The organism is Flavobacterium glaciei (genome assembly GCF_003350545.1).
Classification (GTDB): domain Bacteria; phylum Bacteroidota; class Bacteroidia; order Flavobacteriales; family Flavobacteriaceae; genus Flavobacterium; species Flavobacterium glaciei.
This window is the reverse complement of record NZ_QQBA01000006.1, coordinates 1-13,640: the sequence shown is the minus strand read 5'-3', so window position 1 is coordinate 13,640 and position 13,640 is coordinate 1. Positions and strand designations below refer to the sequence as shown.

12 protein-coding genes and 1 tRNA gene are annotated in these 13,640 nt (G+C 32.8%); all 13 read left to right on the top strand.

From position 1 onward, the window contains the following. Window positions 1-105 precede the first annotated feature (105 nt). The 13 genes from DFR66_RS06800 to DFR66_RS06740 all read left to right on the top strand — a co-directional run bounded on the left by DFR66_RS06800 (window position 106) and on the right by DFR66_RS06740 (window position 13,361). The gene (locus DFR66_RS06800) at window positions 106-1,692 is read left to right on the top strand and encodes a glycoside hydrolase family 10 protein (RefSeq protein ID WP_244199329.1); all 1,587 of its coding nucleotides are present in this window, start codon (window positions 106-108) and stop codon (window positions 1,690-1,692) included. Between the two features lie 27 nt (window positions 1,693-1,719). Further along, complete coding sequence (locus DFR66_RS06795) at window positions 1,720-2,988, top strand: MFS transporter (protein ID WP_114754093.1); 1,269 nt, start codon at window positions 1,720-1,722, stop codon at window positions 2,986-2,988. Between the two features lie 126 nt (window positions 2,989-3,114). After that, window positions 3,115-4,725, top strand: a complete 1,611-nt coding sequence (locus DFR66_RS06790) for a glycoside hydrolase family 3 protein (RefSeq protein ID WP_114754092.1) — start codon at window positions 3,115-3,117, stop codon at window positions 4,723-4,725. Between the two features lie 142 nt (window positions 4,726-4,867). After that, window positions 4,868-5,506: a peroxiredoxin gene (locus DFR66_RS06785; protein WP_114754091.1), complete on the top strand. Its 639-nt coding sequence runs from the start codon at window positions 4,868-4,870 to the stop codon at window positions 5,504-5,506. 87 nt (window positions 5,507-5,593) lie between these two features. After that, the gene (locus tag DFR66_RS06780) at window positions 5,594-5,902 is read left to right on the top strand and encodes a thioredoxin family protein (RefSeq protein ID WP_114754225.1); all 309 of its coding nucleotides are present in this window, start codon (window positions 5,594-5,596) and stop codon (window positions 5,900-5,902) included. Between the two features lie 130 nt (window positions 5,903-6,032). Continuing rightward, the gene (locus tag DFR66_RS06775) at window positions 6,033-6,290 is read left to right on the top strand and encodes a DUF6952 family protein (RefSeq protein WP_113637306.1); all 258 of its coding nucleotides are present in this window, start codon (window positions 6,033-6,035) and stop codon (window positions 6,288-6,290) included. 189 nt (window positions 6,291-6,479) lie between these two features. After that, window positions 6,480-6,977 (top strand): thiol peroxidase, encoded by a 498-nt coding sequence (tpx, locus tag DFR66_RS06770; RefSeq protein ID WP_114754090.1) that lies wholly within the window; start codon window positions 6,480-6,482, stop codon window positions 6,975-6,977. A 10-nt stretch (window positions 6,978-6,987) separates the two neighbouring features. Next, window positions 6,988-7,362: a diacylglycerol kinase family protein gene (locus DFR66_RS06765; protein WP_114754089.1), complete on the top strand. Its 375-nt coding sequence runs from the start codon at window positions 6,988-6,990 to the stop codon at window positions 7,360-7,362. Between the two features lie 18 nt (window positions 7,363-7,380). Continuing rightward, window positions 7,381-9,828 (top strand): DNA translocase FtsK, encoded by a 2,448-nt coding sequence (locus DFR66_RS06760; protein ID WP_114754088.1) that lies wholly within the window; start codon window positions 7,381-7,383, stop codon window positions 9,826-9,828. Between the two features lie 4 nt (window positions 9,829-9,832). Next, entirely contained in the window at window positions 9,833-10,522 is a 690-nt protein-coding gene (locus DFR66_RS06755; RefSeq protein WP_394336348.1) for a LolA family protein, read from the top strand. Between the two features lie 8 nt (window positions 10,523-10,530). After that, window positions 10,531-11,964, top strand: coding sequence for an LptF/LptG family permease (locus tag DFR66_RS06750; protein ID WP_114754086.1), 1,434 nt, complete (start codon window positions 10,531-10,533; stop codon window positions 11,962-11,964). A gap of 8 nt (window positions 11,965-11,972) precedes the next feature. After that, complete coding sequence (gene ribB / locus DFR66_RS06745; RefSeq protein WP_114754085.1) at window positions 11,973-13,106, top strand: 3,4-dihydroxy-2-butanone-4-phosphate synthase; 1,134 nt, start codon at window positions 11,973-11,975, stop codon at window positions 13,104-13,106. A 167-nt stretch (window positions 13,107-13,273) separates the two neighbouring features. Next, window positions 13,274-13,361: transfer RNA gene (locus tag DFR66_RS06740), tRNA-Ser, on the top strand. The last annotated feature ends 279 nt before the right edge of the window (window positions 13,362-13,640 follow it).

Genomic DNA, 13,640 nt, shown 5'->3' with positions numbered 1-13,640 from the left:
TAAAACCTTTCATAACTGATAAGAAAGTATTCTTTATTCTCATTCTAAAAAAAGTGGCAAAGAAATTGAACTAGTAAAATAAGTCAAATTTTAAAACCTTTTTAAATGGTAAATTTCACTAAAAAAACTATTTTTGAACACTTTATAAACGATACTCTGATGAAAAATTTCAAGCGCACCCTTTTGCTTACTACGTTCCTCTTACTTTCATTTTGGAATAGTAACGCACAAGCATTGGCTACAAATCCAAAAAATGAATTTAGAGCCGTTTGGATTGCTACCGTGGTAAATATTGACTGGCCTAAAATGAATACTGATGATGTTGCCAAACAAAAAGCGGATTATATTGAAATTTTAGAAACCTACAAAAAACTAAATTATAATGCTGTAATTGTTCAGATTCGAAGTGTTGGAGATGCTTTTTACCCTACAGAATTAGCGCCTTGGTCTCGTTTTTTGACCGGTAAAGAAGGACAAGCTCCTAAACCTTATTATGATACATTAGCCTGGATGATTGCTGAAACTCACTCCAGAGGATTTGAGTTTCACGCTTGGATGAATCCGTATAGAGCTACAATGGATTATAATACATCTATTTTGAGCCCAAATCATGATTTTTTCAAACACCCAGATTGGATGATTAAATATGGTGGAAAATATTATTACAACCCAGCATTACCCGAAGTACAAAATCATTTATTATCTATTGTAGAGGAAGTTGTTGAAAAATACGATATCGATGCCATACATTTTGATGATTATTTTTATCCGTACAGAATAAAAGGAGAACTATTTAATGATACTGCTTCGTATAAAAAATATGGAAATGGACTAAGTATCGAAGATTGGAGGCGTTCGAATGTGAATAATTTTGTACGTTGTGTTTCCCTTTCGATAAAAAACATCAAACCTTGGGTGCAATTTGGCATCAGTCCATTCGGAGTATGGAGAAACAAATCAGTAGATCCTAGAGGTTCTGAAACCGAAGCGGGACAAACAAATTATGATGATTTATTCGCTGATCCTTTAGCTTGGATGGAAAACAAATGGATTGATTACCTAGTTCCGCAACTGTATTGGAGTATGGATCATCGAAAAGCTTCTTATTCAAAACTATTGCGTTGGTGGTCTGAAAACTCAACAAATACCGCAATTTACATTGGAAACGGAACCTATAAAATCAATGCAGATTCTGATAAAAGATGGAATAATCCACAAGAAATACCAAATCAAATAGATATTACCAGATCTTATAAAAATATTCAGGGAAATGCTTTTTTTAGTGCCAAATCATTTTTGAACAAAAACCAAACTGTGACTAAATTATTAGCTGAAAATCAATACAAATATCCTGCTCTTCCTACAGTAGTTCCCGGATCTATAAAAAAGATGGTGATTGTTCCTAAAGCAAAAAACATTTTTATAGATCCAAACGCGTTACGATTTAATGTCACCTATCCGATGTACAGTAAAGTACGTTATGTTATGGTTTATGGGGTAAAATCTAATTCAGTAATTAATGTAAATGATCCAAGTCAAATTATTGACAAAATTGCGTTTAAAGATGATAATGATACCGTAGAAGTGGTGATTCCATCCTATAAATTAGACAAAAGTACAACCTGCGCAATTACCTTTATTGATTTTTATGGTAATGAAAGTGACCCAACTTTAGTAAACATTCCGTTATAAAATTAAATCGAATATAATACGCTAGAAATGAAAATAGACAATAGACCTTGGTATTGGATTCCTGTTTTAAACTTTGCTTCCGGTTTGCCTTATGCCATCATTATTTCGGTATCGGTAATCATGTATAAAAACCTCGGAATCAACAATGAAGACATCGGAATTTATACCAGTTTACTCTATTTGCCTTGGGTTATCAAACCTTTGTGGAGTCCGTTTATTGATCTCTATTCTACTAAAAGAAAATGGTTTTTGAGCATGCAATTGTTAATTTCTCTTGCTTTTTTAATTGTAGGCTTAACGATTCCTTTAAGTAATTTTTTTGTTATCAGCTTGGCCGTTTTCTGGGTTGCTGCATTTGCATCGGCTTCTAATGATGTGGCTAGTGATGGTTTTTACTTGTTAGCTTTAGAAAAAGACCAACAATCTTTTTTCCTTGGAATTCGAAGCACTTTTTATAGACTTTCGATGTTAACTGGAAATGGTTTAATGGTATTTATTGCTGGTTATTTAGAACAAGAATATGGTGATAAGCAAAAAGCTTGGTCCTACACAATGATAATTGTGGGTTTAATTATGACCATAATTACGATTTACAATTATTTTTCTACACCAAAAACAGAATCAAAAATCGTAGAATCATATACAGAAACAGTTTCTAATAAAAGCTTTACTGTTGTTTTCGCTACTTTTTTTCAAAAGAAACAAATTGGTTTAGTATTGGCTTTTATTTTATTATTTAGATTAGGAGAATCGCAACTACTAAAAATGCTGACTCCATTTTTGATTGATCCTGTAACTGCAGGCGGAATGGGTTTAACCACACAAGATGTGGGCGTGATTTATGGAACTTTTGGCGTTATTGCTCTTACTGTTGGCGGTATTTTAGGCGGCATTGCCATTTCAAGAGATGGACTCGGAAAATGGATGTTACCCATGATTTTGGCTATGCACATACCAATAATTGGGTTCATATTATTGTCACATTTCCATCCCGGTTCTGTTTTGTATGTATATGCAACGGTAATCGCAGAACAATTCGGTTACGGATTTGGTTTTGCCGCTTTCATGATGTATTTAATCTATGTCGCTGATGGTGAATCAAAAACGTCCCACTACTCTATCGCAACCGGATTTATGGCCTTAGGAATGATGCTTCCAGGAATGGTTAGCGGTTATATCCAGGAATATTTAGGATATGGAAATTTCTTTATTTGGGTGTTTTTAGCAACGATTCCTGGAGTAATTTTATCCCGATTTTTGATTTTCCCAGCCGATTTTGGAAAGAAGACAACCTAAAATAATTATCAAAGATTAATGCGAAAATTTAACCGCAGATTCGCAAATTATTTTAAAAAACTTATAATCTGTGAATCTGCGGTTAAAAGTATTCCAAGCTTTATCTGATATTAGTAAACTAACAAAATGACATTAGAACAAAAAATAGGTCAATTTTTCTTTCCTGCCGTTTTTATCAATGATACAGAGGAAAACATTCAGGCAACTGAGCGATTGATTAGAGATTACAATATAGGCGGATTGACTTTTTTTCATAGTAGAGCAAGCGCTGCAACGAATTATGAAACCAAAAAAAAAATAGTCCTGAATGATGACAGTTTTCAGCGTTTAAAAGAACTCATCATCAGGTATCAAAATTGTGCTACAACTCCTTTATTAATGAGTATTGATGCCGAATGGGGTTTGGCCATGCGCGTCGAAAAAACACCGCAATATCCCTATGCCATAACCCTTGGCGCATTGCCGAACAATCAAAAAAAATTGGTTTACGAAGTTGGGAAACAAATAGGATTAGACTTAAAATCCGCTGGGATCCATTATAATTTGTCACCACTGGCAGACATCAATAACAATCCAAATAATCCTGTTATTGGGTACCGTTCTTTTGGTCAAAACAAAGAAAAAGTAGCTGATTTTGCGTTGGAATATCTCAAAGGAATGAATGATGTTGGGATTTTAGGATGCCTCAAACATTTTCCTGGTCACGGAAATACCAATGTAGATTCGCATTTAGGTTTACCGATTTTAAAAGAAACTCTCGAAGAATTATTAGCCAATGAATTAGTTCCATTTATAAAAGGAATCGAGAATAATGTCGATTCAATTATGATAGGTCATTTAGCCGTTCCCGCTTTGAATGATGGAAAAGAAACTTCGGCAACCTTATCAAAATCTGTGATTGAAACACTTTTGCGAAAGCAACTAGGATACGATGGATTAGTGATTTCGGATGCATTGAATATGCACAGCGTATCTAAATTATACGATCAAAAAGGACAACTGGAATGGGAAGCCTTTAATGCAGGAAATGATGTGTTATGCTTTACCGAAAATGTTCCAGAAGGAATCCAGGAAATCCTAAAAAATGCAACTCCGGAGCGAATTGAAGCTAGTTTTCAACGCATCTGGAAATGCAAAGAAAAAGCAGGAATTTTAGATGGAAAACTAAGTTTACCAGACCTCTCCAAAAGTGAATTTGATTTTGAAACTACTTCAAAATTAAACTTAAAAATTGCACAAAATTCGATTACAAAAATTAAAGACGGAAACAATTCCAAAACTGTTTTTGATGCCAATAAAAGCAATACACTCGCAAAAATAAGCCTTTATAAAAACACAGATAATCCATTTTTCAAAGGTTTAGCTGCTGATTTATCTTCACCAGAATTTAATTATGAAACTGGCGGCGCAACCGTTTTGAATGAATTAGAAAAAGAACTGAGTACATTTGACACACTAGTCATATCCTTATTTGTTCCAAAGGCAAAACCTTTAAACAATTTTGACATTGAAGATTCTGTACTTCAATTTTTAGGCAAGGTATTCACCACTAAAAAATGTATACTTTATGTTTTTGGGAATCCTTATGCCCTTCAAGTAATACCCAATCTGAAACATGCATTGGGCATTATAGAAATGTATCAGGATTTTACAGAATTTCAGGCAACCGCTGCGATACAACTTTTAGAAAATTCAGAATGTAAAGGAGCTCTTCCTGTTGAGATTAACTTCTTGTAAATAATAGATTCAATCTTAAATAAATTTTATCATAGTAATTGCCTATTTTGAGATAAGTATTTATAATCAAAATTTAATGAATTTACTTAAAGTATGACTACTTTTGCACCATCAAAAAAAAACAACTAAAAAGTAAATAAAAATGTCATTAGTAGGTAAAAAATTTCCAAGTATTGCAGTAGACGCTATCTCTGAAATGGGTGATAATTTAAAAATCAACATTTTCGATGAAGCTGTAAATAACAACAAAAAAGTACTTTTATTTTGGTACCCAAAAGATTTTACATTCGTTTGCCCAACTGAGTTACATGCTTTTCAAGCTGCATTACCAGAATTCGAAAAAAGAAATACAATAGTTATAGGTGCTTCTTGTGATACTAACGAAGTGCACTTTGCATGGTTAAATACTCCTAAAAATAACGGTGGAATTGAAGGTGTTACTTACCCAATTCTTGCTGATACTAACAGGAACTTATCTAATATCTTAGGAATTCTTGATATCGATTCAACTGAATATTCTGAAGAAACAGATTCTGTGATTGTTGAGGGTTCTAATGTAACTTTTAGAGCTACTTACCTTATCGATGAAACTGGAAAAATTTTCCACGAAAGTGTAAACGATATGCCACTTGGTCGTAATGTAAACGAATACTTACGTATGGTTGATGCTTACACACACATCCAAGAAAAAGGCGAAGTTTGTCCTGCAAACTGGGAAGCTGGAAAAGAAGCAATGAGCGCTGACAGAATAAGCACTGCTGAATATTTAAGTTTAAACTAATTCACTAACAATATCAATTGCAATACCAAAGTTCAATTCAAAATATTGATTATTGTTATTGCAATTGCATTTTTAAATTTAAAAAATATGTTAATCGAATTAACCGAAGATACGTTACAGGATTTAATTGCAAAAGACGAAAAAGTAGTCGTTCAATTTTCGGCATCATGGTGCGGAAATTGCCGAATTATGAAGCCAAAATTCAAAAAATTAGCTTCAGAAAACGAATCAATTACTTTTGCACTTGTTGATGCTGAAAATTTTCCAGAATCCAGAAAATTAGCGAATGTTAGTAATTTACCAACTTTTGCCACATTTGTAAATGGTAAATTAGTTAATGAAACTCAAACCAATAAACAAGAAGTACTAATTGATTTAGTAAATGAAATTGTTTAGTTAGATCACCAGACTAGCTTAGATTTTTTTGACTTTTAGATAACAGATTCCTCGAATCTTTTACTCTAATACCTAAAGAATTTAAGAAGTCTAAAAATTCTAAATAACTAAAAATCTAAGAAGTCTAAATATGAAATTACCTGTAATTAAGCATTTAACGCAGTTTATAGAGGAGAATGATGAAGATTACATCATAGAAACAATCGAAGTACTAGAAGCTATGACTGAAATTTCATCATTAAAAGATGAAGAATTAGATGTTATAGGTGAATTAATTTCTAACATGTACGGCGCATTAGAAGTAAACAAATTAGTAAAAACCGGAACTGATAAAAAAGAAGCTTTAAACAGTTTCATGAAACGTGTTTTAGGTTCTATCGATAAATAAAAGAATTGTTTATTTAATTCTTCTTAAACGCACTCCGCAACGAGTGCGTTTTTTTATTGATTAAAATCAAAACCCAAAAGAAATTTACAGTTAATCATTTGAGTAAAATGGTAAACTTTAAACCACAATTTGAAGACAAATTCTTAAATAATTTTCATACTTTTGAACCTCACAAAAAAAACAAACATCATGGCTTCAATAACATTAGGAGGAAATCCGATTCACACTTCAGGAGAATTACCAAAAGTAGGTTCAAAAATAGCTGATTTTAAATTAGTTAAAACAGATCTTTCTGTAGCTTCATTAAATGATTTTGCTGGTAAAAAATTAGTTTTAAATATTTTTCCAAGTATTGACACTGGAACGTGCGCAGCATCTGTTCGCAAATTTAACGAAAGTGCAAGTGCTTTAGAAAATACAACCGTTTTGTGTGTTTCAAGAGATTTACCTTTTGCACAAAAACGTTTTTGTGGAGCTGAAGGTCTAGAAAATGTTGTCAATTTATCTGATTTTCCTGAAGGAAGTTTTGGTAAAGCAAATGGTTTAGAAATTACTGACGGACCATTAGCGGGTTTACATTCAAGAGTTATTATTGTTCTTGATGAAAACGGAACAATCCTTCATACAGAACAAGTTGCTGAAATTGCAGACGAACCAAACTACGAAGCTGCATTAGCGGTGCTTTAATCATATCTTGATGGAGTTTCAAAAAGATAATACTTTCATTACCGGAAGATTAAAAAGTGTTTCTTACGCTTTTAAGGGTGCCGTAAAATTAATAACTACAGAACACAGCATTATGGTACAATTTTCAATAGGAATATTGATTACCATTGCTGGTTTTTATTTTGGCATATCTAAAACTGAGTGGCTTTTTCAAACAATAGCCATTGGTTTGGTTATGAGTATTGAAGGTGTAAATACAGCAATTGAAAAAGTTGCTGATTTTATCCATCCTAATTATCATGAAAGAATTGGATTCATTAAAGATATTGCCGCAGGAGCAGTATTTTTTGCCGCTTTAACAGCAATAGCAATCGGTTTAATCATATATATCCCAATATTACTCTAGATAATAGTATCATCAAGAATGGCAAAAATAAAAAAAACAGCACCTCTAGATAAAAAAAACGACGCTAAAGCTGAGGGAAATAATCAATTAAAAATGACCAAACAACATAAAATTGTATTTGGTTTTCTTTTAGTATTGTTCTCAGCAGCTTTATTATTTGCGTTTATTTCCTTTTTCATTTATGGACAACAAGACCAAAGCGCTGTTAGTGAATTAAGTAACCGATCTGAATCAGTTCATAATTGGTTGGGGAAATTTGGTGCGTTTTTAGCTGATTTACTAATCTATAAAGGTTTTGGAATTGCTGCATTTATATTCGTACGCTTATTTTTCCTTAGCGGAATATATATGGTTATTGGTATTTCTTTGGGAAAACTAAAAAACATTTGGTTTTGGGATTTATTCGTGATTATTATCTTATCCATTTTATTTGGATTCTTTGCGACTTCTGCACCGGAATTAGGTGGGACAGTGGGTTTTGAAATGAATTTATTTCTACAAGACTACATTGGAAAAACAGGCACATTATTGACTTTGATATTTGGACTAATTATTTATATCATTTTCAAAATTAAACTTTCACCGGAAAGTATTCAGTCGTTTTTTGATACTACCAAAAAAGAAACGAAAACTGCTCCAATTACCAATCCGTTAAATAATGGAAAAAGTGGTTATAATCTGGAAGAATTTGCTGTTGTTGAAGACGAACTGGACGATATTCATTTAAAAACCAATGGAACGCAATTCGAAATTAACAAAGAAGCGTTGAAACCTACTATCAGTAATTCATCAGAAATCAATAGAGAGCCAGTTGCAAAACCGCTTGCTATGCAAGTAACACCTGTTGTAACTCCAGAAGTTATTGCGAATGCTGATGAATCGTTTGTAATAGAAACCGCTCCTGAAGAAGATATTATCGAAGAAAATCTAGCATCAAGATTGGTTGCTGATTTTGGATTATTCGATCCAACTTTGGATTTATCCAATTACAAATTTCCCACTATTGATTTATTAAAAGAGTATTCAACAGGAGGAATAACTATAAACCAAGAAGAGTTAGAAGAAAATAAAAACCGAATTGTAGACACCCTTCGCAATTACAAAATAGAAATAGCACAAATAAAAGCGACCGTTGGACCATCGGTAACATTATACGAAATTGTACCGGAAGCGGGAATTCGTATTTCTAAAATCAAGAGCTTAGAAGATGATATTGCTTTGTCACTTTCGGCATTAGGAATTCGTATCATCGCTCCTATTCCAGGAAAAGGAACCATAGGAATCGAGGTCCCAAATAAGAATCCAACTATGGTTTCGATGAAAAGTGTTATTGGCTCTGCCAAATTTCAAGAAGCTGAAATGGAATTGCCAATCGCTCTTGGAAAAACAATTTCGAACGAAACATTTGTGGTTGATTTAGCTAAAATGCCTCACTTATTGATGGCGGGAGCTACCGGACAAGGAAAATCAGTTGGTTTGAATGCTGTTCTGACTTCCCTTTTGTACAAAAAACATCCAGCTGAAGTTAAATTTGTTTTGGTTGACCCTAAGAAAGTCGAATTAACCCTTTTTAATAAAATTGAAAGACACTATTTAGCGAAACTTCCAGATATGGATGACGCTATTATTACAGACAATGCAAAAGTGGTCAATACTTTGAATTCGCTTTGTGTGGAAATGGATAACCGTTATTCGTTATTGAAAGACGCAATGGTGCGAAATATCAAAGAATACAACGATAAATTTAAGGCTCGAAAACTGAATCCTGAAAATGGTCACCGATTTTTACCATACATCGTTCTTGTTGTTGATGAGTTTGCCGATTTGATTATGACTGCAGGTAAAGAAGTTGAAGTCCCTATTGCAAGATTGGCACAATTAGCGCGAGCCATTGGAATACACCTAATTATAGCGACACAAAGACCATCTGTAAATGTAATTACTGGATTAATAAAAGCAAATTTCCCTGCGAGAATAGCGTTTAGAGTAACTTCAAAAATAGATTCAAGAACAATTCTCGATACTCAAGGTGCGGATCAATTGATTGGTCGTGGTGATATGCTTTACACTAACGGTAATGATGTCGTAAGGGTACAATGTGCATTTATCGATACCCCAGAAGTAGAGAAAATCACTGATTTTATTGGTTCCCAAAAAGCATATGCGACTGCTTATTTACTTCCAGAGTTCGTTGGAGAGGAAAGTGGCATTAATCTTGATATGGATATCTCAGAAAGAGATACTTTGTTTAGAGAAGCCGCAGAAATAATTGTTAATGCACAACAAGGTTCGGCTTCATTGTTACAAAGAAAACTAAAATTAGGCTACAACAGAGCTGGACGATTGATTGATCAACTCGAGGCAGCTGGAATCGTAGGCCCTTTTGAAGGAAGTAAAGCACGTAGTGTAAACATTCTAGATATGAGTTCTCTTGATCAATTTTTCAACAATGAACAAAATAATTAATACCATGAAATCACAAATTCAAGAATCTAAAAAAAACAATACAGAAAATATGGTCAAAAAATTTCTTTTAATAGTAGCATCAATATTTTTTAGTTTGTCAATACAAGCTCAAGACAAAAAAGCTAAAGAACTTTTAGATCAAGTTACCGCAAAAGTTAAAAGTTACAATTCTATTGTAATTGACTTCAAGTATTCGTTGAATAACGCTAAAGAAAACATCAATCAGGACAGTAAAGGAAATGTTACTATGAAAGGAAATCAATACGTTTTGAATTTCATGGGAGTGACTAAAATTTTTGATGGTAAAAAAACATACACTATTGTTCCAGAAGATGAGGAAATTACAATTTCTAAAATCAACGAAAAAGACGACAATGCAATTACTCCTTCAAAAATGCTAACCTTTTTCAATACGGGTTACAAATACAATATGGATATTTTACAGAACGTAAAAGGCCGAAAGATTCAGTACATAAAATTAGTTCCTACCAATTCAAAAGATCAGAGAAAAGAGGTATTATTAGGGATTGATATTCAAACTAAACACATCTATAACTTGATAGAAGTAGGTAAAAAAGGCACAAAAACAACATTAACGGTTAATTCTTTTAAAACCAACCAACCTTTGTCAAAAAATCAATTTACATTTGCGGAAAGTAAATATCCAAATTACTACATCAACAAATTAGATTAATCTATTAGGTGAAAATTCTTGACAAATACTTATTAAAAACATTCTTGACTACATTTGCTACGGTATTTGTAATCTTATTTTTTATTTTCATACTTCAAACTGTCTGGTTATTCATCTCTGAATTAGCAGGTAAAGATTTAGATTTACTGATGATTATCAAATTTTTGGCATTTTCTATGCCTAGAATTGTGCCATTAGTATTGCCCCTTTCTATATTATTGGCTTCCATTATGACTTTTGGTAATTTGGCTGAGAATTATGAATTTGCGGCAATGAAATCATCTGGTATTTCATTACAAAGAGCCATGAGAAGTTTGACTGTATTCATTATTTTATTGAGTATTGTTGCCTTTTTCTTTTCGAATAATGTTATTCCGTATGCTGAATACAAATTCATCAATTTCAGAAAGAACATTGCGCAGGTTAAACCAGCATTAGCTATCGCCGAAGGTCAGTTTAACGATGTTGGATTTTATAACATTAAGGTGAATAAAAAATCAGGTGAACAAGGAAGCATTCTTACAGGTGTTACTATTCACAAAAAATCTAAAATTGGCGATGGCAGTAAAACTGTAATTAAAGCAAAAAATGGAGAATTAATCAGCAGTGAGCAATCTAGTATTTTACAATTAGTCCTAAACGATGGATACTATTACGAGGATATTATACCTAAAAAATATGAAGATCGGAGTAAAATGCCTTTTGCTAAAAGTTCCTTTAAAAAACACATCATCAACATAGACTTATCAGAGTTAAATAAGACGGATGTTACGGATGAAAGTGTTGCGAATACTAACACAATGCTTAATATTAATGAATTAAATTACACTTTAGATTCATTAAACAAAAATATTAAAAATGATATTATTTCATTTTCTGAAAATAGTAACATACGAGTTGGTATTCCTTTGAATAAAAAACTCGAAAAATCAAAAAAAAGTAAACCGCTTCCTAAAGATATTTTATCATTATATACGTTAGAACAAAAATCGGAAATTTTAAAAATAGCAGTAAGTAATCATGCTAGCACAACCTACTCTATAGATTCTATTAAATCCGAATTAGACAATAAACAAAAGAATATCAACAAACATTTGTTGGCCTTTTATGATAAATTTGTAATTGTATTTGCTTGCTTTCTTATGTTTTTTATTGGAGCACCATTAGGAGCAATCATCAGAAAAGGTGGTTTGGGGCTTCCTATTGTTTTTGCAATTTTAATATTTATAACCTTTCACTTTATAAACACTTTTGGAAAAAGAATTGCTCAGGAAAATGGAATGAGTCCATTTATGGGAGCATGGTTATCCTCATTTATTCTAACTCCATTAGCAATATTATTAACATACAGAGCTACAAACGATATAGGATTAATAAATATGGACTCAATTTTAGCTCCATTCCAAAAAATAATTAAAAAAATATTACCATCACAAAATTAACAATAAAAATGGTTACAAATAACATACAACTCAACACAATAGAAGAGGCGATTGAAGATATTAGACAAGGAAAAGTAATCATTGTTGTTGACGATGAAGATCGTGAAAATGAAGGTGATTTTTTGGCTGCAGCCGAAAAAGTGACACCTGAAATGATTAATTTCATGGCTACACACGGTAGAGGATTAATTTGTGCACCACTGACAGAAAGCCGATGTAAAGAATTGGGATTGCATGTAATGGTAAGCAACAATACAGATCCTATGGAAACCGCTTTTACGGTTTCGGTAGATTTAAAAGGAAACGGAGTGACAACAGGAATATCAGCTGTAGATAGAGCAAAGACGATTTTATCATTGGTTGATTCTAAAACTAAACCACATGATTTAGCGCGTCCGGGTCATATATTTCCACTTATCGCAAAACAAGGTGGCGTATTACGTAGAACAGGGCACACAGAGGCTGCAATAGATTTCGCAAGATTAGCCGGATTTAAATCAGCAGGTGTGATTGTAGAAATTATGAACGAAGATGGTTCCATGGCGCGTTTACCACAATTAGTAGAAGTAGCTAAAAAATTCGATTTGAAATTAGTTTCTATTGAAGCGTTAGTGGCCTATAGAATGCAACACGATAGTTTGATTATTAAAAAAGAGGATTTTGACATTGAGACCCGTTTTGGTTCATTTAGACTACGTGCATACCAACAAACAACTAATAAACAAATACATATTGCTTTGACTAAAGGAACTTGGAATTTGGGAGAATCAATTTTAACTAGAATCAATTCTTCTCAAGTAAATAATGACTTGTTAGGCACATTGACCAATAACGCAGACCAACAATTGGATGACATGTTTCAGGTTATAAACGAAGCTGGAAAGGGTGCTGTTATTTTTATTAACCAAGATATGCAATCCGTAAATTTGTTGAACCGTATCGCTGAACTTAAATCACTACAAGCTCAAGGTGAAATGAAAGCTCCCAAAATTGTTATTGACAGTAAAGATTTTGGAATTGGCGCACAAATATTACATGACATCGACATTTCAAAAATCAGATTAGTTTCTAATACTGAAGGAACAAAACGAGTAGGAATGATTGGATATGGGTTAGAAATAACCGAATATGTAAAGTATTAAACCTATTCATTACTATTTTACAAAAATAAGTTTCTTCTAAAGTAAAGAAAATGAAACCTTTAAAAATTAGCTCTAAAAATAGATGCTTTTTTTCTAAAAATAGATTTGCATAACCAAAAAAGGTTCTTATATTTGCACTCGCAATCAGGTAATGAAAGCGACATACTGGAGAAATGGCAGAGCGGTCGAATGCGGCAGTCTTGAAAACTGTTGACTGTAACAGGTCCGGGGGTTCGAATCCCTCTTTCTCCGCCAGCTGGAAAGCAAATTAAACTAAAACCCTTTAAATCATACGATTTAGAGGGTTTTTTCGTTGGCAACATATAAAAATATTCATTAAATCTCAAAACTTAGATGTATTTTAAGGTATCGCTAAAAATCAATTGCAAAATTTGACATCAAAAAGTTTCACGACGCCATTTTGCAAGTTGGTTCTGTGGGATCAATCCTAAAACCTGTGGGGAAGCAAAAATTAAGCATAAATATTAGTTAGCCTAAAAAGGAAAAACGCAACGTTTCTAACGCCTCTAAATT